This is a genomic window from Microbacterium sp. 70-16, assembly GCF_001898315.1.
Classification (GTDB): Bacteria; Actinomycetota; Actinomycetes; order Actinomycetales; family Microbacteriaceae; genus Microbacterium.
The window spans coordinates 441,241-462,499 of the sequence record NZ_MKTQ01000014.1 but is presented as its reverse complement, the minus strand read 5'-3'; the positions used below and the strand labels follow the sequence as shown (position 1 = coordinate 462,499).

The 21,259-nt window shown below is 69.3% G+C and carries 19 protein-coding genes and 2 tRNA genes; 14 read left to right on the top strand and 7 right to left on the bottom strand.

The genetic code is table 11. The features are described from left to right. Window positions 1–81 precede the first annotated feature (81 nt). The 4 genes from BGO46_RS07150 to BGO46_RS07135 form a co-directional block, all read right to left on the bottom strand. The gene (locus BGO46_RS07150) at window positions 82–1,437 is read right to left on the bottom strand and encodes a hypothetical protein (protein WP_292676381.1); all 1,356 of its coding nucleotides are present in this window, start codon (window positions 1,435–1,437) and stop codon (window positions 82–84) included. 16 nt (window positions 1,438–1,453) lie between these two features. Continuing rightward, window positions 1,454–3,577 carry a CHAT domain-containing protein gene (locus BGO46_RS07145; protein ID WP_292676384.1) on the bottom strand — a complete coding sequence of 708 codons (2,124 nt, stop codon included), beginning with the start codon at window positions 3,575–3,577 and terminating at the stop codon, window positions 1,454–1,456. Between the two features lie 172 nt (window positions 3,578–3,749). After that, window positions 3,750–4,913 (bottom strand): carbohydrate-binding domain-containing protein, encoded by a 1,164-nt coding sequence (locus tag BGO46_RS07140; RefSeq protein WP_292676387.1) that lies wholly within the window; start codon window positions 4,911–4,913, stop codon window positions 3,750–3,752. 74 nt (window positions 4,914–4,987) lie between these two features. Continuing rightward, window positions 4,988–5,617, bottom strand: coding sequence for a hypothetical protein (locus BGO46_RS07135; RefSeq protein WP_292676390.1), 630 nt, complete (start codon window positions 5,615–5,617; stop codon window positions 4,988–4,990). A gap of 188 nt (window positions 5,618–5,805) precedes the next feature. Between BGO46_RS07135 and leuA the strand changes: the two genes are divergently transcribed. Continuing rightward, window positions 5,806–7,566 carry a 2-isopropylmalate synthase gene (leuA, locus tag BGO46_RS07130; RefSeq protein WP_292676391.1) on the top strand — a complete coding sequence of 587 codons (1,761 nt, stop codon included), beginning with the start codon at window positions 5,806–5,808 and terminating at the stop codon, window positions 7,564–7,566. Between the two features lie 151 nt (window positions 7,567–7,717). Here leuA and BGO46_RS07125 read toward each other — a convergent pair whose 3' ends face one another. Beyond that, window positions 7,718–8,413, bottom strand: coding sequence for a TRIC cation channel family protein (locus tag BGO46_RS07125; protein WP_292676395.1), 696 nt, complete (start codon window positions 8,411–8,413; stop codon window positions 7,718–7,720). Window positions 8,414–8,519: 106 nt separating this feature from the next. Between BGO46_RS07125 and recO the strand changes: the two genes are divergently transcribed. From recO to BGO46_RS07110, 3 genes are all read left to right on the top strand, one after another. Continuing rightward, window positions 8,520–9,257: a DNA repair protein RecO gene (gene recO / locus BGO46_RS07120; RefSeq protein ID WP_292676398.1), complete on the top strand. Its 738-nt coding sequence runs from the start codon at window positions 8,520–8,522 to the stop codon at window positions 9,255–9,257. Next, a complete protein-coding gene (locus tag BGO46_RS07115) occupies window positions 9,254–10,057 on the top strand; it encodes an isoprenyl transferase (protein WP_292676400.1) in 804 nt (267 codons plus the stop codon). Before recO ends, BGO46_RS07115 begins: the two co-directional genes overlap by 4 nt. Before the next feature lie 71 nt (window positions 10,058–10,128). Next, complete coding sequence (locus BGO46_RS07110; RefSeq protein ID WP_292676403.1) at window positions 10,129–10,794, top strand: DsbA family oxidoreductase; 666 nt, start codon at window positions 10,129–10,131, stop codon at window positions 10,792–10,794. Window positions 10,795–10,816: 22 nt separating this feature from the next. Here the strand turns inward: BGO46_RS07110 and BGO46_RS07105 are convergent, their stop codons facing one another. Beyond that, window positions 10,817–11,320, bottom strand: coding sequence for a glutathione peroxidase (locus BGO46_RS07105; RefSeq protein ID WP_292676405.1), 504 nt, complete (start codon window positions 11,318–11,320; stop codon window positions 10,817–10,819). A gap of 62 nt (window positions 11,321–11,382) precedes the next feature. On the opposite strand from BGO46_RS07105, the gene dusB reads away from it, so the two are divergent. The 5 genes from dusB (at window position 11,383) to BGO46_RS07080 (ending at window position 16,803) form a co-directional block, all read left to right on the top strand. Then, window positions 11,383–12,564, top strand: coding sequence for a tRNA dihydrouridine synthase DusB (gene dusB / locus BGO46_RS07100; protein ID WP_292676407.1), 1,182 nt, complete (start codon window positions 11,383–11,385; stop codon window positions 12,562–12,564). Then, window positions 12,554–13,942 carry a deoxyguanosinetriphosphate triphosphohydrolase gene (locus tag BGO46_RS07095; RefSeq protein ID WP_292676410.1) on the top strand — a complete coding sequence of 463 codons (1,389 nt, stop codon included), beginning with the start codon at window positions 12,554–12,556 and terminating at the stop codon, window positions 13,940–13,942. Before dusB ends, BGO46_RS07095 begins: the two co-directional genes overlap by 11 nt. After that, on the top strand, window positions 13,942–15,819 hold the full coding sequence (gene dnaG, locus BGO46_RS07090; protein WP_292676412.1) for a DNA primase: 1,878 nt from the start codon (window positions 13,942–13,944) through the stop codon (window positions 15,817–15,819). The genes BGO46_RS07095 and dnaG overlap by 1 nt, the downstream gene beginning before the upstream one ends. Before the next feature lie 63 nt (window positions 15,820–15,882). Continuing rightward, window positions 15,883–16,647, top strand: a complete 765-nt coding sequence (locus BGO46_RS07085) for an ATP-binding cassette domain-containing protein (RefSeq protein ID WP_292676415.1) — start codon at window positions 15,883–15,885, stop codon at window positions 16,645–16,647. An 83-nt stretch (window positions 16,648–16,730) separates the two neighbouring features. Beyond that, window positions 16,731–16,803, top strand: a tRNA-Asn gene (locus BGO46_RS07080). A gap of 58 nt (window positions 16,804–16,861) precedes the next feature. Here the strand turns inward: BGO46_RS07080 and def are convergent. Then, on the bottom strand, window positions 16,862–17,428 hold the full coding sequence (gene def / locus BGO46_RS07075; protein WP_292676418.1) for a peptide deformylase: 567 nt from the start codon (window positions 17,426–17,428) through the stop codon (window positions 16,862–16,864). Between the two features lie 58 nt (window positions 17,429–17,486). On the opposite strand from def, the gene BGO46_RS07070 reads away from it, so the two are divergent. The 5 genes from BGO46_RS07070 to BGO46_RS07050 all read left to right on the top strand — a co-directional run bounded on the left by BGO46_RS07070 (window position 17,487) and on the right by BGO46_RS07050 (window position 21,248). Next, window positions 17,487–18,548, top strand: a complete 1,062-nt coding sequence (locus BGO46_RS07070) for a DMT family transporter (RefSeq protein WP_292676508.1) — start codon at window positions 17,487–17,489, stop codon at window positions 18,546–18,548. Between the two features lie 28 nt (window positions 18,549–18,576). Next, a tRNA-Ile gene (locus BGO46_RS07065) sits at window positions 18,577–18,650 on the top strand. A 38-nt stretch (window positions 18,651–18,688) separates the two neighbouring features. Then, a complete protein-coding gene (locus BGO46_RS07060) occupies window positions 18,689–19,444 on the top strand; it encodes a hypothetical protein (protein WP_292676421.1) in 756 nt (251 codons plus the stop codon). Window positions 19,445–19,455: 11 nt separating this feature from the next. Beyond that, complete coding sequence (locus BGO46_RS07055) at window positions 19,456–19,908, top strand: helix-turn-helix transcriptional regulator (RefSeq protein WP_292676424.1); 453 nt, start codon at window positions 19,456–19,458, stop codon at window positions 19,906–19,908. A 140-nt stretch (window positions 19,909–20,048) separates the two neighbouring features. Further along, entirely contained in the window at window positions 20,049–21,248 is a 1,200-nt protein-coding gene (locus tag BGO46_RS07050; protein ID WP_292676426.1) for a glycosyltransferase, read from the top strand. Window positions 21,249–21,259: the final 11 nt, after the last annotated feature.

Genomic DNA, 21,259 nt, shown 5'->3' with positions numbered 1-21,259 from the left:
GGACTTGACGCGGTCCGGGTCAAGGTTGAGTAGCCTCGCGCAGCGAGGCGTATCGAAACCAGCGCGCGGACCGGGTGCGTCTCAGTGCGCGGGGCGGGCGGTCGCCATGGTCCAGGCGAGCCAGGACAGCTCGGGATGCGCGAGGTCGTTGTGCGCACCCGCGGCGCCGTCGAGGTGGGCAATCACGCCACTCGCATCGATGTTGTAGAGCGTGTGCGGTGTGAACGGGCCGTCGACGCGTGCGCTCGGCGCGAGGGCAGGCAGCTCGACGGAGCCCGAGACGCCGACGGCCCCGAACGCGCCGATCCCGCCGTACTTGGGCTCGTCACCCAGCAGGTATTGACCCGCCAGCCGCACGGCGAGCGGATAGAACTTGCCGACCGCGTAGTCCCACTTCGAGCGCGTCACGACGATCGGCCCCGAGACGAACGCGGGCGTCACGACATCGGCGAAGTACCCGCGCCCGCCGCCGAAGACCGCCGGAGCGCTCTCGGCGAACGCCCACAGCGACACGGCGCCCTGCACGAGCAGCATCGAGCTGACGGGCCGCGGCGGTGGCGCAGGCCGCGCGCCCGGCCCGCGGACGGCGCCCGACACCACGATCGTCCCGAAGCTGTGGCCCATCAGGTGCACGCGCGTCTTGGCCGGTGTCGCGCGCATGATCTCGCGCACGAGGTCGGCCGCTCCGCTCTCGCCGAACTCGCGCGCCTGATTCTTGCCGTGCCAGAACGTCAGCTGCCGCAGCGGCGTCAAGATCGCCTCGCGCAGCTTGCTGAAGATCCCGTCGCCGAGAAGTCCGTCGTCGGCGGGCCCAGTGAGCGCACCCGCGAACGCCACGGCCGGATCCCACCCCCCGCCGAGCAGCGGGTCGTCACCGGGCTCCGCGCCCGCGGCGCCGGCGAGCTGTCGATAGGCGGATGCCACCGACGTCGGCAGCGCGTCGGCGGCTGAGGCATCCCGTGCCGGATCGACGGTCGACGCGTACGTCAGCACCGCGGCCAGAGCGGCACGCGTGTCGGCATCGTCACCGAGGGTCGCGGCGTACTCGTCGACGGCTTCGTCGACCGTCATGCCGTCCGCGGCGGGTTCCGGGTCGTCGCCGAGAAGACCGCTCGGCGCACTGCGCAACTCGCGGTCGCTCCATGCCTTGCTCGGCCAGTGCAGCCCCACGACGAATGGCCGGATGCCGTCGTCTGCGGTGTCGGGGTCCGCCGCACCGACCCACCTGTCATATTGACTGATCGCGTCGTCGTAGTCGCCCTGCCAGCCGTGGCTCAGGACGAACACGTCGGTGACGGCGCTGCCCGGCGCCGTCAGCGCGTCGAGCATCGCCTGGCTCGCCGACGACCCGTCGGCATCCGGCACCTCGCGCCCCTTCTTGTCGTAGCTGATCAGGAAGTACTCCTGGTTCTTACCGGGAATGCGCCTCAGAGACATACGAGATCCTTCCGGTTCAGTGCACTGCGCCGACCAGCGCAGGGTCGACCCGGGTATCGGTGTCGCAGTGGATGCCGTAGAGCAGGCCGAGCGGGTTGTTGTGCTCCGCCAAGAAGCGCCGCCGCAGGTCGAGCACGACCTCGCCGAGAGACTTGCCCGCGAACAACTCGTCGAAGAACGCCTTCGCCCACTCGCTCGCGAACAGCCCCGGCGTCTTGCACTCGGTGCCGATGACGCCGCGCGCGCCCTTCGCGAGGAAGTACGGCACGAAGCCGTCGTAGAAGTTGGGCGAGAGCTCTGCCGACTCGCACGCGTTGATGAAGACGAGCGGATGCGCAGGCAGGGCGTCTTCGATCGGCGCGTATACCGACAGTTGGGCGAGGGTGACGCTCTGCCCGCCCGACAGGATCAGGTGCGAGTCGTCGGAGTCGGTCGGCGACGCGACGGCGTGGCAGAAGAGGTAGAGCACCTTGTCGGTCGCGGCGGGCAGCAGCGCGGACCTCACGAGGTCGTCGACCTTCGTGCCCTCGGTCAAAGCCACGCCCCGACCTGTCCAATACTCGCGTTGCGTCGCGATCGGATGCGACGGCATCTGGGCGTCGATGCCCTCGTTGAGCAGCACGCGGACACTCAGCTCGGGCGTCGATGCGATCGTCGGGGCCGGAGGCACTGCGGCGATCTCGGCCATCGGAATCTGCTCGACGACGTGCCGCATGCCGATGAAGTTGTCCCACGTGAGCGGGGTCGCATCGAAGCGCTCGGTCAGATACATGAGCGCCCACGGCACCGGGAATCCGCTCGAGACGACCTGCAGTGTCGTCACATCGCCGCTGAGGGTCTCGCGCAGCCACGCACCGACCGAGCGCAGCTCGGCCCCCGCCTGCGGGCCTGCGAAGATCGCTTGGAACAGCCGGAACCCCTCGAAAGCGAGCGTGCTCAGCGCCTGATCACCGAGCTCCTTGGCGATGTCGAGATTGAGTGACACGGCGGGATCTGACACAACGCCCAGCAGTGCGTCGCGCACGCTCTGGATGCGCGCCGCGAGCTGATCCTGCGTGACGAGCACGTCGATCGGCTCGGCCGCGACGGCCGGCGCAATCAACTGATAGCCGCCGACGGCGGGCATGAACTGCATCGTGGCGGTGCGTTCTTCGAGGACGGATGCCGCGGCCGCCGGACGACCGTAGTTCGTGATGTCGGGGGTGGATGCCGCGCCGACGTCGAACGTGATCTCGAGTCGCTGCAGGAAGTTGCCTTTCACATCGACCAGGACGCTCAGCGTCGACGGGCCGGAATGCAGCGGCGTGATGTCGAACAGGGCGCGCCCGACCGAGTGCCCGTCGCGACCGATCCGCAGCTGCTGCGGGAACGGCGGCACCGTGAAGTCGGTGCTCGCGAGGGTGACGGTGACGTCGATCGTCGCCTCGTCGCGCGGGATCATGAGCGTCGCGGCGGCCGCGGCGACGGCCTGCTCGCTCTTCTCGCCGTAGGAGAGAGCGAGAGTACGCGTCTGCGCCACCTGAAGGGCAGCGTGCGGATCATTGAGTTCGGCGTTGAGCCAGGTCTGGACCGCGTCGGCGGGTGGTGCGTCTGCAGGCGGTGGCGTGGCCGGGGTGGCCGGTGGCACGACCGGGGCAGGCATTGGAGGCGGTGGCGGCGTGGCCGGCGGCACGGACGGAGCCGGCGGCACGGACGGAGCCGGCGACGGAGACGGTACCGGCGGCGGCCCGGGCTCACCGCCGGGAAGAGGACGCCACGCCGTGTCGGTGTCGCCGTCGACCGGGCCGCTGAGCAGCCCATCATCCGGCCCCGCCATCTCGGCTTTCGGCTCGAGGGCATCCTGCACACTGTGGATCGCGGCATCCACCTCGGCATCGTCGCCGGCGCCGAAGCCGAGGAGGCCCGCGTCGACGTCGGCCTGATAGGCCGCGGCGAGCTCGGGGGAGTCCTCGAGCACGTGCGCGATGACGAGCGCCTGCTCGGTCAGCGTCGCCGCCGACGCCCACTCGGGACGGGTGATGACCGCGTCATACAGCGCGGTGACCGAGGCGGGAAAGTCGCGCGCGATCGCATCGCGTCCCGCGCGAAAGCTGTTCGCGAGCACGACGACCTCGACGGCCCGTTCCTCCGGCGATCTCATGGCACCCCCACCACGCACGCGGCATCCCACGATGTCTCGATGCTGATCGTAATGAGGCGCCCAGCGCACGGCTAGATACACCACCGCGGCGAGACACCCGCATCGCCGCACCCACGCGAAGCGGCGGGGCCCACTTGCGTGGACCCCGCCGCAGAGCAGCGCGCCGGAGGAATCAGGGCCGGCGGCTGCCGCCTCCGCCACCCATCATCGAGTTCGACAGCTGCGTCACTGTCGACCCGTTGACGGTGATGTTGCCACCGGTCATCGTGCCGGTGCCGTCGTAGTCGAACGACGACTGGGCGGTGATGTTGAGCGTTCCGCCCGTGATGGTGAGGTCACCGTTGCTGTCGATCGCATCGGTGTCGCCCGAGCCCATCTCAATCGTGATGTCGCCGCCGTTGATCGTGATGCTCAGGCCCGAGGTGACGATCGCGGATGCCGAGGCGTTGATGCCGTCGTCCGAGGCGTAGAGGCTGATCGTGCCGCCGTCGATCACGATGACGGGTGCCTCGAATCCCTCGACCGAGGTCGTGATGTCGATCGTGCCGCCCGTGATCGAGATCGCCTGCTCGGCCTTGATCGCGTCATCGCCCGCCGTGATCGTGATGTCGCCGCCGGTGATCGTGAGCACACCCTTGCCGGCGTCGGTGTCGTTGCTCGACTTCAGGGCATCCTCGGCCGCGTCGATCGTAAGGGTGCCGCCGCTGATCGTCAGCGAGTCCTTGCCGCGGATGCCGTCGTCGACGCTCGTCACCGAGATCGTGCCGCCGAGGATCCACAGGTCGTCCTTGCCGACGATGCCGTCGGCGAAGTTCGCGGTGACCGTGAGCGAACCGGTGCCGGTGATGTAGAGATCGTCAGACGAATAGATGGCTCCGTCGATCGCCTCGTCGCTGCGCGTTCCGGCATCCGACACCGTGTTGGTCGTGCCGTCGGCGAGCTCGATGACGGTGAGCTCGGCGTTGTCGACCTGGATCGCGGCTCCTGCCGAGCTGTCGATCGTCACGCCGTTGAGGATCAGGCGCACGGCGCCATCGCTGTTCACGACGACCTGTCCGGTCGACGAGCCAGTCAGCACGTAGGTGCCGGCCTCGGTGATCGTGATGCCGTCATCGGTGAGAGTCACATCGGTCGTGGGCAGAGAGCTCCAGTCGACGTCGACGCCCGAGACCGTCGTGTCGACCGTGGTCGACGTCGAGGACTCCTCGGTGGTCGTCGTGCTGGTGCCGGCAGAGACCGCCGTGCTGTCGGTGCTCTCCAGAGCGGTCGCTCCGCAGCCCGCGAGCAGCAGCGTCGCAGCTATCACGCCTGTGGCGATCTTCGTCCGTCGTCTCATCATCGTCTCCTGTCAGCACACGCTTTCAATGAGACGATTCCAACCGACCCTCCTTTGCGGTTCCTATGCCTGGGCTATGGTGCACTGACGAGTTGCAGCGCGGACTGCACGAGCACGACGTCGTCGCCGTAGCGGGCATCCGCGGCATCCTGCAGCATTCCGTCGTCCCAGACGACCTGTACCCACACGCGCCCGTCCTGCGGCCACGACGAGAGCACGCGGTCGCCGAGCTGGGTGTTCAGGTCATCCTGCGTCGCGGTCAGCGTCGCCTCGTCGGCCGGTCCGGGCACGCCGCCGGTCGGGTCGTCGCGCATCGCCGGATCGAAGAGCGCGAGCATGATCGGCGGCTGCGTGACCGTGAACGAGGTGCCGTCGTACGTGCCCTGCACGGCGTACGCACCCCAGCGGATGTCGCCTTCCTGCTCGGATCCCTCGACGCCGCCCCACGACCAGCCGACCAGCGGGATGCCGTGACACTGCGGGGGATAGGACTCCATGATCGCGCCGAGGCACAGTTCGAGCTCGCCGCCGGCATCCATCACAGTGCCCTGCGCGAGCACCTCGCCGTCGGGCAGGCCCGAGACGACGTCGGGGAGCGCGGGAGCGCCGGCGGTACCGGGCGCGGCCGACGTCGCGCAGGCGGTGAGCAGCAGGCCGCACAACGCGGCGACGGCGGCGATGGCGGATGCCCGAGTGTTCCTCATGCCCTGACAGTGTCGCGTTGCGGGCGTTCGTCTCACCCGCCGCACGGGTGTAACCTGTTCGCATGCGCTTCGGCCAGCTCCTTCTTAGCTGCCGCGACGAGGCCTCGATCTAGGGCCTTCCTCGTCGCGGAGCTTCGTCATTGTCTGACGCCACGGGCCCCCACGATCTGACGAGACAGAAGCGACCAATGAAGAACACCCAGACTCCCTCCGGCATGCCGGTCCACAAGTACCGCCCGTACCACGAGCAGATCCGCGTCGACCTGCCCGACCGCACGTGGCCTGACGCCCGCATCACGACCGCGCCGCGCTGGTGCGCGGTCGACCTGCGCGACGGCAACCAGGCGCTCATCGACCCGATGAGCCCCGAGCGCAAGCGCATCATGTTCGAGCTGCTCGTGAAGATGGGCTACAAGGAGATCGAGGTCGGCTTCCCGAGCGCGAGCCAGACCGACTTCGACTTCGTGCGCCAGCTGATCGACGAGAACCTGATCCCCGACGACGTCACGATCCAGGTGCTGACGCAGGCGCGCGAGCACCTGATCGAGCGCACCTACGAGGCGATCGCCGGTGCCAAGCAGGCCATCGTGCACCTGTACAACTCGACGAGCGTGCTGCAGCGCGAGGTCGTCTTCCGCACCGACCAGCAGGGCGTCATCGACATCGCGCTCGAGGGCGCGCGCCTGTGCCGCGAGTTCGAGAAGCGCATCCCCGACACGACGGTGTACTACGAGTACTCGCCCGAGTCGTACACCGGCACCGAGCTCGAGTTCGCCCTCGACGTCTGCAATCAGGTCATCGAGGTCTTCGAGCCCACGCCCGAGCGCAAGGTCATCATCAACCTGCCCGCGACCGTCGAGATGGCGACGCCGAACGTCTACGCCGACTCGATCGAATGGATGAGTCGCCACCTCGCACACCGCGAGAACGTCATCCTGTCGCTGCACCCGCACAACGACCGCGGCACGGCGATCGCGGCGGCCGAGCTCGGCTACATGGCCGGCGCCGACCGCATCGAGGGATGCCTGTTCGGCAACGGCGAGCGCACCGGCAATGTCGACCTCGTCGCGCTGGGCATCAACCTGTTCACGCAGGGGATCGACCCTCAGATCGACTTCAGCGACATCGACCAGGTCAAACGCACGGCCGAGTACTGCAACCAGTTGCCCGTGCCCGAGCGCAGCCCGTGGGCGGGTGACCTCGTCTTCACGGCGTTCAGCGGCTCGCACCAGGACGCGATCAAGAAGGGCTTCGAGGCGATGGATGCCCGGGCTCAGGCATCCGGTGTCACCGTCGACGACATCGAGTGGGCCGTGCCGTATCTGCCGATCGACCCGAAGGATCTGGGCCGCTCGTACGAAGCGGTCATCCGCGTCAACTCGCAGTCGGGCAAGGGCGGGGTCGCGTACCTGCTGAAGACCGACCACGCGCTGGATCTGCCGCGCAAGCTGCAGATCGAGTTCTCGGGCGTGGTGCAGGCCAAGACCGATGCCGAGGGCGGCGAGGTCTCGAGCGACCAGATCTGGGACGTGTTCACCGACGAGTACCTGCCGGCGGCCGCCGCCGACGACAAGTGGGGGCGCTTCGAGCTGCTGTCCACGCGCACGCAGAGCGACATGTCGGGCGAGGTCTCGCTCGATGTCACGCTGCGTGACGGGGATGACCGGGTTGTGACGCAGGGGGTCGGCAACGGACCCGTGTCGGCGTTCCTCGAAGTGGTGCGCGCGCAGGGCTTCGACATCACGCTGTACGACTACGTCGAGCACACCCTGAGCACGGGCGGTGACGCGCAGGCCGCCGCCTACGTCGAGCTGCAGGTCGACGGCGAGCGGCTGTGGGGTGTCGGCATCGACGGCGACATCTCCACGGCATCCCTCAAGGCGATCATCTCGGCGGTCAACCGCGCGATCCGCACCCGGTCGTCAGCCCCCGCCCTCGCCTCCGTCTGACGGTCGGTCCCGGGGTCGGCGCCCCCGACAGCGAAACAGCACTGGTGCACCGAGACTGCAGCCACCGCGCGCAGTCTCGGTGCACCACTGCAGTCTCACGGGTGGATGCGCGGCGCGGCGCGACCGGGGGTGCGGGGCGCGGCGGGCGGGGTCAGTCGGCGGGCGGCTTGATGATGGGGATCGCGCTCGTCTCGAGGGCGACCTTGCGGCGGTGCAGCGCGCGCTGCTCGGGCAGCGAGATGTCGAACAGCACGGCGAGCACGCGGATGACGGCCGTCACGATGACGCACGCGACCGCCCCCGCGACGACCGGCGCGCCGAGCGAGACGGCACCCGCGAGCACGGCGCAGCCGACACCCGCCGCGACGGCATAGAGCGAGCCGACGTGCATGACGGCGACCGGCAGTCCCATGATGACGTCGCGCAGGATGCCTCCGCCGACGGCCGCACACACACCGACGAACACGGCGGGCACGTCCGGCAGCCCCAGCACGAGCGCCTTCGAGGTGCCGAACGCGCCGAACAGGCCGATGACGACGGCATCCAGGGCGACGATCACGCCGTTGAGTCGCGCGAACGTGCCCGCCAGGAGCATCCCCACGAGTGCGGCTCCTGTCGCCGTCAGCAGGTACCAGTTGCTCTGCAGCGTCGTCGGGCTCACGCCCAGGAGCAGGTCGCGGATGAGGCCGCCACCCATGCCCATGACGATCCCGATGATCGCGACTCCCAGCATGTCGAGCCGTCGCTGGCCGACGAAGCCCGAGGCGAACAGCGCGCCCTGCACGCCGCCGAGGCCCACGGCGAGCAGGTCGGCCCATAGCGGGATCACGAAGAGCGGTTCGGTCACGCCTCCATTGTCGTGCTCGCGGCCCGCCATCGCGCGGAACGCACCGCGCCGCACCGGCCCGTGTCGCAGGGGGCGGGGATAATGGAAGCGTGCGGAGCAAGCGATAGTGGTCACCTACCGGGATGAGGTCGTGGTCCTGCGCACCCACAAGCTCGGTGAGGCAGACCGCATCGTGACGATGCTCAGCCGCCGTCACGGCAAGGTGCGCGCCGTTGCGAAGGGTGTGCGGCGCACGTCGTCGCGGTTCGGCGCGCGGCTCGAGCCGTTCATGGTCGCCGACGTCCAGCTCTATCAGGGCCGCAGCCTCGACATCGTGCAGCAGGCCGAGTCGCTCGGCTCGTACGGCGCCGCGATCGCCGGCGACTACGACAGTTACACCGCCGCGCACGCCATGGTCGAGACCGCCGACCGGCTCGGCGAGGCTGAGGCGACCCCGCAGCAGTACCTGCTGCTCGTCGGCGGGCTGCGCACGCTCTCGCAGGGCGGGCACGCGGCACGGTCGGTGCTCGATTCGTACCTGCTGCGCACGATGGCGCTGTCGGGCTGGGCTCCCGCGCTCGACGACTGCGCGCGTTGTGGCGCGGTCGGGCCGCATGACTGGTTCGTCGCGCAGCTGGGCGGCAGCAGTTGCGGCAACTGTGCGCCGGCGGGATCGGCGCGCATCCTGCCCGACACCCGCGCACTGCTGCACGCGCTGATCGCGGGGGAGTGGCAGACAGTGGATGCCGCGACCGATCGCACCGCAGCGGCTGCATCCGGCCTCATCGCCGCCTATACGCAGTACCACCTCGAGCGCGGCATCCGATCGCTGTCCCTCGTCGAACGAGTGGAGACCCACCGGTGACCCCGAAGCCCTATACGCACCGTGACGCCGTCCCGTACCGGCCGCTCGACTGGACGGGCATCCACCCGCCGAAGTTCCCGCGCGGCGGCGTTCCGGGGCACGTCGCGATCGTCATGGACGGCAACGGGCGGTGGGCGAACCGGCGCGGGCTGACCCGCATCGAGGGGCACCGTGCGGGCGAGGAGGTGCTGCTCGACGTGGTCGCGGGTGCGATCCAGGCGGGCGTCAAGCACCTCAGCGTCTACGCGTTCTCGACCGAGAACTGGGCGCGGTCACCCGAAGAGGTGCGCTTCCTGATGGGGTACAACCGCGACGTGCTGCACCGCCGGCGCGACCAGCTCAACGAGTGGGGCGTGCGCATCCGATGGGCGGGCCGCACGCCGCGCCTGTGGGGATCGGTCATCAAGGAACTCCGGGTCGCCGAGGCCCTCACCCGCGACAATGACGTGCTCACGCTCACGATGTGCATCAACTACGGCGGTCGCCACGAGATCATCGACGCGATGCGTGCGATGGGTGCTGAGATCGCATCGGGGCGGCTGAAGCCGTCGGCGATCACCGAGAAGTCTCTGCGCAAGCACCTCTACATCCCCGACATGCCCGACGTCGATCTGTTCCTGCGGTCAAGCGGTGAGCAGCGCACGTCGAACTTCCTGCTGTGGGAGTCGGCGTATGCCGAGATGGTGTTCCTCGACACCCTGTGGCCCGACTTCTCGCGCACCGACCTGTGGCATGCGATCCAGCTGTACCTCGACCGCGACCGTCGGTTCGGTGGAGCCGTCGACGCGCCCAAGAGCTGACGAGGCCGCTCACGCCGACCGATCATGCCGGTGCGGGAATAGACCACAGCATCCGACGCGTTGCCCCAGATGTGACAGACGCCATCAAGATCGACATCTGGAGTGACATCGCCTGCCCATGGTGCTACATCGGCAAGCGCAACCTCGAGAAGGGACTCGCCGAGGCCGCGACCGACGAGGACGCGCCCATCGTCGAGGTGACCTTCCACTCCTTCGAGCTCTCGCCCGACACTCCCGTCGACTTCGACGGTGACGAGGTCGACTTCCTCGCGGGACGCAAGGGGATGCCCCGTGAGCGCGTCACCGAGATGCTCGAGAACGTCACGGGCGTCGCCGCGAACGCGGGGCTCGAGTACCGGTTCGACCTGCTTCAGCACACGAACACCGTCAAGGCGCACGAGCTGCTGCACTTCGCCAAGTCGCAGGGCCTGCAGCGTGAGATGACCGAGCGCCTCATGTCGGCGTACTTCACCGAGGGTCGTCACGTCGGACGCGTCGACGACCTCGTCGACCTCGCCGCAGAGGCGGGTCTCGACGCCGACGCCGCGCGCGAAGCGCTCGAGTCGAGCCGTCACCTCGCCGACGTGCGCGCCGATCAGGCGCAGGCGCAGGCCTACGGCATCCAGGGTGTGCCGTTCTTCGTCATCGACGGCAAGTACGGCGTCAGCGGCGCTCAGCCGCCGGAGGCGTTCGCGCAGATCACGCGCCAGGTGTGGGCGGAGAAGCAGGACGCCTGACCCGCGCCGACACGCGCCGGCGTCAGGCGGGCAGGCCCGCCTCGATCGCGGCGATGACCTCGGGGTCATCCGGCTTGGTCTGCGGGCGGAAGCGGTGCACGTCACCCGAAGCGGTCACCAGGAACTTCTCGAAGTTCCACATGACCGGGCCCTTCGCGCCCTCGGCGTTGGGAGTCTTCTTGAGCGCCTTGTAGAGCGGTGCGGCGTGTGAACCGTTGACGCGCACCTTGTCCATGATCGGGAACGAGACGCCGTAGGTCACCGAGCAGAACTCGAGGATCTCGTCCATCGAGCCGGGCTCCTGCCCCATGAACTGGTTGCACGGGAAGCCGAGCACCTGCAGGCCGCGGTCGCCGTAGGTCTTCTGCAACTGCTCGAGCTGCTCGTACTGCGGCGTGAGCCCGCACTTGGACGCCACGTTGACGATCAGCAGCTCCTTGCCGGCGTACTCGGAGAGCGTGTGTTCGGTGCCCTCGGCGTCGAGGAAGGCGATGTCGCGGATATCCACAGTCTGTGTCTCGGCCATGTTGTCCACGATATGCCCGTGCGGGGCGACCGGGCGCGACGGAGTCTGGGAGAATGGACAGGATGTCCACGATCGCGCCCCCTTCCGCCTCGACGGCTGCTGCCGCCGTGCGGCCAGCGCTGCGCATCGGGCGCATCGAGCTGGACGCGCCGGTCGTCCTCGCGCCGATGGCGGGCATCACGAACGCGGCGTTCCGGCGGCTCTGCCGCGAGTACGGCACCGGCCTGTACGTCAGCGAGATGATCACGACGCGGGCGCTGGTGGAGCGCAACGCCACGACGATGCGGCTCATCACGCACCACGAGTCCGAGTCGCTGCGCTCGATCCAGCTCTACGGCGTCGACCCCGCCACGACCGAGGCCGCCGTGCGGATGCTCGTCGAAGAAGACCGCGCCGACCACATCGACCTCAACTTCGGGTGCCCCGTGCCCAAGGTGACCCGCAAGGGCGGGGGAGCCGCGCTGCCCTGGAAGACGGGGCTGTTCCGCGACATCGTCACGCGCGCGGCGCGCGCGGCCGGCGATGTGCCGCTCACGGTGAAGATGCGCAAGGGCATCGATCCCGACCACCTCACGTTCCTCGACGCGGGGCGCATCGCCGAGGATGCCGGTGCCGCCGCGGTCGCGCTGCACGCGCGGACGGCCGCGGAGTTCTACTCCGGCAACGCGGACTGGGATGCCATCGCACAGCTCAAGCAGGCCGTGACGAGCATTCCCGTGCTGGGCAACGGTGACATTTGGTCGGGCGAGGATGCCGTGCGCATGATGGCGCAGACCGGCTGCGACGGCGTCGTCGTCGGGCGCGGATGCCTCGGCCGCCCGTGGCTGTTCGGCGATCTCGCCGCCGCGTTCGGGGCGCCTGGCATCCGTCCCGATGCGACCCTCGGGTTCGTGGCCGATGCGTTCTGCCGGCATGCCGCGTTGCTGGTCGAGTTCTTCGAGGACGAGGGCCGCGGATGCCGCGACATCCGCAAGCACGTCGCCTGGTACTTCAAGGGGTACCCCGTCGGCGGTGACACGCGGGCTGCGCTCGCGACGGCGTCGACCCTTGCCGAGATCGACGACCTGCTTGCGACGCTCGACAGGGACGCCCCGTACCCGGGCGCCGCGGCGGAGGGTCAGCGCGGCCGGGCGGGCACTCCGAAGCGCCCCGCACTGCCGGACGGCTGGCTCGCGACGCGCGAGATGTCCGGTGAGGCATCCCGCACGCTCGCCGATGCGGAGTTGGACACCAGTGGCGGGTGAGGGCGGCGGCGTCGTCATCGCGGCCGGACGCCCTGCGGGGTACGACGACCACGACGCCGAGCGACTCCTGGCCGAGACGCACCGTTCGCAGCGCGACAGCTTCGCGCGTGACCGCGCGCGCGTGCTGCACTCCGCGGCGCTGCGCCGGCTCGCCTCCAAGACGCAGGTGCTGAGCCCGGCGAGCCCCGCCGATTTCGCGCGCAACCGGCTGACGCACTCGCTCGAGGTCGCCCAGGTCGGTCGTGAGCTCGCGATCGCGCTCGAGCTGTCACCCGACGTCGTCGACACGGCGTGCCTGAGTCATGACATCGGGCATCCGCCGTTCGGGCACAACGGCGAGCGCGCGCTCAATGAGTGGGCCGAGGACATCGGCGGCTTCGAGGGCAACGCGCAGACGCTGCGGATCCTCTCGCGTCTGGAGCCGAAGGTCATCGGCCCCGACGGGGCGAGCTTCGGGCTGAACCTGACGCGGGCGAGCCTGGATGCCACGTGCAAGTACCCGTGGACGGTCGAGCACGCGATCCCCGACCCGGGCGGACGCGACAAGTTCGGCGTGTACCCCGAAGACGAGCATGTCTTCCGCTGGATGCGCGAGGGCGCGCCCGGGCGGCTGCGCTGCATCGAGGCTGAGGTGATGGACCTCTCCGACGACATCGCGTATTCCGTGCACGACTTCGAGGATGCCGTCCTCAACGGCTATCTCGACCCCGCTCGCCTCGACGACGCCCGCGAGCGCGACGCACTGTTGACGGCGATCCAGAACTGGGTCGGCTACGGATACTCGCGCGACGAGCTGGGCGATGCCCTCTACCGGCTGATGCGGCTGCCGGTGTGGCTGACCGCCTTCTCGGGTGACCGGGCGGCCGTTGCGGGGCTGAAGAACCTCACCTCCGACCTGATCGGGCGGTTCGCGCGCGCGGCGACCACCGCGACGCGCGAGGCGTACACCGCGGCATCCCTCACCCGCTACCGCGGCCGCGTCGTCGTGCCGCGTGTCATCGAGGTCGAGATGGCCGTGCTCAAGGGCATCATCGGCGCGTTCGTCGTGTCGATCGACGGGCGCAAGGGGCTCTACAAGGAGCAGCGTCGCGTGCTCAAGCGTCTCGCCACCGCGCTGTCGGAGCGGCCCGAGCACCTCGACCGCCTGCACGCCGAGGACTTCGCAGCGGCTGAGACGGATGCCGCGCGCAGGCGCGTCATCGTCGACCAGGTCGCAAGCCTGACCGACCGATTCGCGATCGAGTGGCACGCGCGGATGATCGGACCCGTCGACCTGCGCGAACTGGGCCTGCGCTCGGGCGACGGCCGCACGACCCTGCACAGCGGGTTCGCGATGCCCGAGCCGATCGCGGGACTCTGGCCCGGCGAGGGGGACTGATGGCCCGCATCGCGCAGTCCGACGTCGACGAGATCAAGGCGCGCACCAACATCGCCGACATCGTCGGCGAGCGCGTCGCGCTGAAGTCGGCGGGGGTCGGCTCGCTCAAGGGACTGTGTCCCTTCCATGACGAGCGCAGCCCGAGCTTCCACGTCCGCCCGCAGGTCGGCTACTACCACTGCTTCGGCTGCGGCGAGTCGGGCGACGTGTACTCGTTCCTGCGCGCGATGGACCATCTGTCGTTCACCGAGGCCGTCGAGCGTCTGGCGGGGCGCATCGGCTACACACTGCACTACGAAGACGGTGGTGCGGCGCCCGAGACCAGCGGCCGCACGCGGCTGTACCAGGCCAACACCGCGGCGGCGGACTGGTTCCGCTCGCAGCTCGCGACGCCGGAAGCCGACGCGGGGCGCCGGTTCCTCGGCGAGCGCGGCTTCGACGCCGGCGCAGCCGCGCACTTCGGCGTCGGCTACGCGCCCAAGGGGTGGAACGGCGTGCGGGATGCCCTGAAGGCGCAGGGCTTCACCGATGAGGAGCTTCTGGCCGCCGGCCTGCTCTCGCAGGGCCAGCGGGGTGTGTACGACCGGTTCCGCGGTCGCGTCGTCTGGCCGATCCGCGACGTGACGGGGCAGACGATCGGGTTCGGCGCGCGGCGCCTGTACGAGGACGATCAGGGGCCCAAGTACCTGAACACCCCCGAGACGCCCATCTACAAGAAGGCGCAGGTGCTGTACGGCCTGGACCTTGCAAAGAAGGACATCTCGCGCTCGCATCGCGTCGTGGTCGTCGAGGGGTACACCGACGTCATGGCGTGCCACCTGGCCGGCGTCACGACCGCGATCGCCAGCTGCGGCACGGCCTTCGGCTCCGACCACATCACGGTGCTGCGCCGGGTCATGGGCGATGACAGCGCCGCCGGTGAGGTCGTCTTCACGTTCGACCCCGACGCCGCGGGGCAGAAGGCGGCGCTGCGCGCCTTCGGCGATGAGAAGCGGTTCGCGGCACAGACGTACGTCGCCGTCGCCCCCGACGGGCTCGACCCGTGCGACCTGCGGCTGAACAAGGGGGATGCCGCGGTGCGCGCCCTCATGGACAGCAAGGCCCCCATGTTCGAGTTCGTGATGGACCAGCGTCTCGCCGGCTTCGACCTCGGCACCGTCGAGGGCCGCGTCGGCGCGCTGCGGGCGGCGGCTCCCATCGTCGCCGACATCCGCGACTCGGCGCTGCGGCCCGGCTACACGCGCGTCCTCGCCCGCAAGCTGGGCATGGACCTCGGCGAGGTCCGCTCTGCGGTGGACCGCGCCGCGCGCGCGTCGCGCACGCCGGTGCTCTCCGAGCGAGCACCCGGGAGCGCGACACCGGTCGCCGACACCGCAGGCGCGCCGGATGCATCGGCGCCCGTCGCCCGCGTGACGATCGCGACACTGCCGCGCACGGCCGATGCCGCACTCGAGCGTGACGCGCTCATGGGCATCCTGCAGTACGGTCACCTCGTCGACAGCGCCGACGTCGACGCGGCGCTCGCGCTGCCGATGCACGTCGCGGCGCTGGATGCCGTGCGCCAGGGCATCCTGGCGCAGCCCGATCGCACGCGCATCGGGTGGGCGGCGACGGCCGCCGAGGCGGTGCGCGAGCCGTACCGCTCTCTCGCCGTCGAGCTGTTGACGGCGAGCTTCCCCGCGCTCACCGAGCCGGAGGCGCAGCTCTCGACCGCATCACTCGCGCGGCGTCTGCGGGTGCGCGCCGTCGACGATCAGAAGCGCGAGCTGCTGGGCGCGATCCAGCGGCTGTCCGCCGACTCGGAAGAGGGGCGGGCGGTGCGGATCGCGCTGCGCGACCTCGACGCGCAGCGAGCGACGCTCACCCAGATCGAGTGAGCCCCGCGCGGCGCCGGCCCGGCGAAGTGGCGGACGGCGAGCGGACGAGGCAGGATGAACCCCATGCAGCTGCGCTCCGCCGACGATGCCGCCGTCACCTCTGACGACTTGTCGGTGGCCCGCGGCGGCAGCCGTGTCGCGGAAGGAATCAGCTTCCGCCTCGCGCCCGGTGGGGCGCTCGCGATCATGGGGCCGACCGGTGCCGGCAAGTCGAGTCTCGTCGGCGTGCTCGCCGGCGCGGACGACCCGTCGCTGACCGTCGTCGGAGGGTCTGCCCGCGTGGAGGGCATCTCGGTGCGCAAGGGTGGCCGCTCGCTGCGCGTGCGGCGCTACGTCACGGGTTATCTCGCGCAGGGTGCCGGCGCGGCGCTGCCCGCGCGTCTGACGGTGTCGGAGGTGATCGGCGAGCCGGTCACCTCACGCGACCGCAGGGTGAATCAGCGTGCGCTGTCGCTGCGGATCGCAGGCTTGCTCGACGAACTGCAGTTGCCCCTGGGGGCTGCGACGAAGTACCCGTACGAGCTCAGTTCGGGCATGCGCCAGCGGGTCGCGCTCGCGCGGGCCCTCGTGCTCGATCCGCGCGTGTTCATCGGTGACGACCCGTACGCCAATCTTGACCTCGAGGTGCGGCAGGCCGCGCGTGATGCGCTGCTGCGCCGTCGTGGCGAGCACGCGATGGCGATGCTGGTCGTCACCAATGACCCGGTCACCGTCGCCGAACTGGACGCCGACGTACTGGTGCTGCGTGCGGGGCATCCGGTCGGTTTCGGCCACGGTATGGCGGACGTCCTGTGGACGCCCGACGGGGGCAGTCGCATCGCCTCATGACCGAGCGGCGATCGTGCCCCACGTGCACGAGCACCCCTCAGACTTTGCTAACATAGACGGGTTGCCCGCTCGCGGGTGACTGATCCTCGGTAGCTCAATTGGCAGAGCAGCCGGCTGTTAACCGGCAGGTTCTTGGTTCGAGTCCAAGCCGGGGAGCGAACGGCCCCAGACTCCACTCTGGGGCCGTTCTTCATTGGTGCCGCGAGAAGCGCGGTCAGGCGTCGATGTCGTCGACGCCGGGCATCCACGCGGCGCCGGGGCGGCCCCAACCGCGCTTGCGGGCGATCTTCTGCACGGTCTTCCAGTCGCCGTCGTCGAGGCGGTCGATGTACAGGATGCCGTCGAGGTGATCGAACTCGTGCTGCATGATGCGCGCACGCCAGCCGTCGACCTCGATGCGCACCGGCGCGCCCTCAAGGTCGATGCCCGTCACCTGGACGCGCTCGGAGCGGCGCAGCGGGAAACGCTCGCCGGGGAACGACAGGCATCCCTCCGACTCGTCGTCAGGGTCGGGCGCTCCCGGGATCGTCGGCGTCATCCACAGCTCGGGGTTGATGAGCACGCCGCGCCACGGCTCGCCCTCGTCGTCCTGGTAGGTGTACGTGTAGATGCGCAGACCGACGCCGACCTGCGGCGCCGCGAGGCCGACGCCCGGCGCGGCATCCATCGTCTCGAACATGTCGGCGACGAGCTGTCGAATCTCGTCGGTGATCTCGCCGACGGGCTCGGCGGGGGCGTGCAGGACGGGATCGCCCATGATGCGAATCGGAAGAACAGCCACGTCCCTGAGCCTACCGAGGGTGCGATCCGGTTAGTGTCGAAGAGTGGATGCCGCGGTCATGGCCTTGGTCGACATCACCGACGACCTCGTCGGCATCTTCAAAGACCCCGCAATCCTGATCGGCATTCCGCTGGCTCTTCTCGGCGCGGTCTTCATGTCGTTCGGTGCGCAGTACCAGCACCGGGGCGTGCAGAAGGTCGAGCGGCTCACCGCGACCGCCGGCAACACGGGGCTCACAGGGGGCCAGCTGCTCAACCTGCTGCGGCGGCCCTCGTGGGTCGTCGGCACGCTCATGCTGGGGCTGGCGATCGTCTGCCAGCTGTCGGCGATGTCATTCGCCCCGCTGATCCTCGTGCAGCCGATCGGTGCGATCTCGCTCGTCATCACGACGCTGCTGAACGCCCGCATCAGCGGGCACAAGCCCACTGCACGGTCGATCACGGCGATCGTGCTGTGCGTCGTGGGCATCCTCATCTTCGTCACGATCGCCGCGCTCTATGCCGTAGACACGGCCGTGACCGACCAGCAGCTGATCACGGTGCTGATCATCCTCGCGGTCGTCATCGTGATGCTCGGCGGCGGCTGGATGTGGCTGCGCCGTCGCACGTCGGCGCTGTTCTACATCGTCTCGGCGGGAGTCATCTACGGTTTCGTCGCGACCCTCGCGAAGGTCGTCATCAGCCGCATTCAGGCAGGCGACTTCGACTGGCTCACGCTCACGTGCGCCATCGCACTCATCGCCGGCACCGCCGTCGGGGCGTACTTCGTCCAGACGGCGTACGCCTCGGGGCCGCCGGACCTCGTGATCGCGGGGCTCACCGTCGTCGATCCGATCGTCGCGATCATCATCGGTCTCACGGTGTTGCACGAGGCCGACGGTGCCCCGCTCGGGGCCTATATCGGTTTCGTCCTGGCCGGGGCACTTGCCGTGATCGGCGTGTTCCAGCTGGCGCGCTATCACCCGCAGGTGATCAGCGACAGTCAGGAGTTGCCGATCCCGCGGGGGAGCAGCGGCGACCCGGCGCACCCGAAGACCGGTTCGATCCGGATCACCGAGGCTGTCTCCAAGGTGTGGCCCGAGCCGCCAGTGCGTGAACGCGGCGACGACCGGCGCCGCTAAACTCGAACCCGCCGGATCCGTTCGGCGCGGGGCGGTGGCCAAGCTGGTCAAGGCAGCGGGCTCATAACCCGACGATCGTGGGTTCAAGTCCCACCCGCCCTACTCTTCACTGGGTGTATCACATCTGATACGCTTACGAGATGGATCGCAATGGGCACGAGCATGGTGACGACGTACGCCACGCGCTGAACGGCAACGATGCGCCCATCGATGCGCTGACGGCACTACCTGAAGGGCTCGAGGAAGTCCTCGAGTCCGCCGCACGGTTGCAGGAGATGGTGCCGGACGCGGTTCTGGTCGGCGGGTCCGCGGCTTCGCTCTACGCGCGGCATCGGATGTCCACCGACCATGACCACATCCTCACCGACTTGCGGGACCGGTTCGACGTCGTGCTGGATGCACTCGACCGTGACGGCGACTGGATCCTCAACCGGGCATCGCCCGGCAAGATCATCCTGGGAGAGCTCGGAGGCATCGAGGCGGGCGTGCGTCAGATGATCCGCACGCGCCCGCTGGAAGTGCAGCGGGTGACGCTCCCGTCCGGTCGGACGCTCACCGTCCCCACGGTGGACGAGATCGCCCGGATCAAGGGCTACCTCATCGTGAAGCGCAACCAAGTCCGCGACTATCTCGACGTCGCCGCCCTTTCCCATAAGTTCACACCCGAGCGGATCGGCGCGACACTCTCCGGGATCGACGACTACTACTCGGATGACACGCACGCCGCGGACCGCCCGGTGAAATCCCAGTTGGCGCGGCAACTCGCGGACCCCTCCCCGAAAGACCATCGACGGATCGACGAGCTGCCGCGCTACAAGGCTCTCGATGTGAAGTGGCACAACTGGGACGCGGTCATCGCCGAGTGCACCACCCTTGCCGTCCATATGTCCCATTGAAAGGAACGTCCATGCCTCTGCGGTTTCGAAACATCGAAGCCACCCCCGACGACCCGGTCGCCAGCTGGGGCTTCGAGGGGATGCTCGCCGCGATCGACCGTGGGTACGCGGAGCACTGGACTCGTCTTGCGAGCGCTGTGGCCGCAGACCCCGGCCTTGAACCGACTTTCGAGGACGCCGCCGAGGCTGCCGAGTCTCGCTCGACGGTGCGCCTGATCCGGGCACTGATTGAGCACGACCAACGTGACGACCGGGAACGTGCTGTCCAGCGCCTACGCCACGCTTTCGCGGCCACGGGCCTGACGCAGCGCGAGCTCGCCGCCCGGCTTGGCACCTCACGTTCGCGGCTCAGCACGTACCTGTCCGGTTCTGTGAGCCCGTCGATGGATGTCCTGGTTGCTGTGGAACGTCTCGCCGACGAACAGTACGCGCTGCGGAGTGTGCCGGAGCTCGTCCTCCGCTGACAGGCGCCCGAGTGCCGCAGTGCCCCGATGCCCACGGTCCACTGTCAGATGTTGCGGAGACGTCACGCGCGGGTGACCGGCGGGGAACGTTTACCTCCGCGCTGTTGACTCTCGGGCACGGTCTTGTTGGTATGTGGATCATGCCTCAGACACGCCGTGTGCTCTCGCTCTACGAAGGCTTCTTCGCGGGTGGCGCCCGCATCCTCCATACCGATGTCGTCGCGTCGCTGCACGAGCGCGGACAACAGCATTCGGTCCTGTCGCTGACCGACGAAGCGCAGCGGGAAGGAACGGTCCAGCGCGCCGAAGACGACCTCCGCTACCAGCAACTGGTCGCGTCCGGCGTCAGCATCACGGCGCTAGATCGCACGGCCGGTGCCGAGCCGCCGTCCGCGTTCACGGCGGACGAACTGCGCACGGCGGCCGCAGCCGTCGCGGATGCAGACCTCATCCTGACGCTGAAGGAGCAGCCGCTCGCGCTGCTGCTCGAGCTGCAGCGCGCGCGGCTCATGCCCGAGATCCCGGTCATCGCCTGCCTGCATCGATCCGACCCCGAGCACTCCGGCCCGGCCCTCGACTGGCTGCGTGAAGCAACCTCCACGGGCCTCGTCACCGGCGTGATCGCCTGCGCGCAGAGCACGAAGGACGCGTACGTGGATGCCGGTGTCATCGCGCGTGCCTCCGCGGTCATCCCCAACGGAATCGACACGACACGGTTCCAGCCGCCGTCCGCGCGCACCCGGCGGCGCCGGCGCGCGGCGCTCGGCATCCGTGGCGGTGGACCGGTCATCCTGCTCGCCGCCCGGTTCGACGCGATGAAGGACCCCGAGCTGTTCCTGCGGGCGACCAGCGCCCACATGGCGGCCAACCGCGTGAGCAACTACGTGCTGTGCGGTGCTGGCATGACGTGGGACAACCCGGCATTCGCCGAGCTGGCCGACCGCGTCGGCATCGCCGACCGTTCTCGCGTGCACGCGCTCGGCATCCGTGATGACATGCCGGCGATCTACCAGGCGGCTGACATCGTCGCCCTCACGAGCGCTTTCGGTGAAGCATCGCCGCTGTGCCTCATCGAAGGCATCGCGAGCGGTGTCATCCCGGTCACGACCGACGTCGGCGACGCGGCGCGCGAGGTTGCAGGCGTGGGACTGGTGACGGGCCGCGACCCTGCGGGCGTCGCCGCCGCGTGGGATCAGGCGTGGGAGGAGCGCCGCGCACGCCGTCAGGCCGCGGTCGCGGCCCGCACGCGGGTCGACCGTCGACGGATGATCGACGACTACGAGCGCTTCGCCGAGATGGTCGCTTCTCAGGCCGCGCCTGTGCTGGTGCCACAGGGCTGAGCGGGCGCCAG

What these genes read in the sequence shown, in the direction of transcription:
- dnaG (WP_292676412.1), top strand. Translation starts at nt 13,942, where the DNA reads ATGGCCCGCATCGCGCAGTCCGACGTCGACGAGATCAAGGCGCGCACC.
- BGO46_RS07060 (WP_292676421.1), top strand. Translation starts at nt 18,689, where the DNA reads ATGGATCGCAATGGGCACGAGCATGGTGACGACGTACGCCACGCGCTG.
- BGO46_RS07070 (WP_292676508.1), top strand. Translation starts at nt 17,487, where the DNA reads ATGGCCTTGGTCGACATCACCGACGACCTCGTCGGCATCTTCAAAGAC.
- BGO46_RS07135 (WP_292676390.1), bottom strand. Translation starts at nt 5,617, where the DNA reads ATGAGGAACACTCGGGCATCCGCCATCGCCGCCGTCGCCGCGTTGTGC.
- dusB (WP_292676407.1), top strand. Translation starts at nt 11,383, where the DNA reads ATGTCCACGATCGCGCCCCCTTCCGCCTCGACGGCTGCTGCCGCCGTG.
- BGO46_RS07145 (WP_292676384.1), bottom strand. Translation starts at nt 3,577, where the DNA reads ATGAGATCGCCGGAGGAACGGGCCGTCGAGGTCGTCGTGCTCGCGAAC.
- BGO46_RS07140 (WP_292676387.1), bottom strand. Translation starts at nt 4,913, where the DNA reads ATGAGACGACGGACGAAGATCGCCACAGGCGTGATAGCTGCGACGCTG.
- leuA (WP_292676391.1), top strand. Translation starts at nt 5,806, where the DNA reads ATGAAGAACACCCAGACTCCCTCCGGCATGCCGGTCCACAAGTACCGC.
- BGO46_RS07105 (WP_292676405.1), bottom strand. Translation starts at nt 11,320, where the DNA reads ATGGCCGAGACACAGACTGTGGATATCCGCGACATCGCCTTCCTCGAC.
- BGO46_RS07150 (WP_292676381.1), bottom strand. Translation starts at nt 1,437, where the DNA reads ATGTCTCTGAGGCGCATTCCCGGTAAGAACCAGGAGTACTTCCTGATC.
- BGO46_RS07085 (WP_292676415.1), top strand. Translation starts at nt 15,883, where the DNA reads ATGCAGCTGCGCTCCGCCGACGATGCCGCCGTCACCTCTGACGACTTG.
- BGO46_RS07055 (WP_292676424.1), top strand. Translation starts at nt 19,456, where the DNA reads ATGCCTCTGCGGTTTCGAAACATCGAAGCCACCCCCGACGACCCGGTC.
- BGO46_RS07050 (WP_292676426.1), top strand. Translation starts at nt 20,049, where the DNA reads ATGCCTCAGACACGCCGTGTGCTCTCGCTCTACGAAGGCTTCTTCGCG.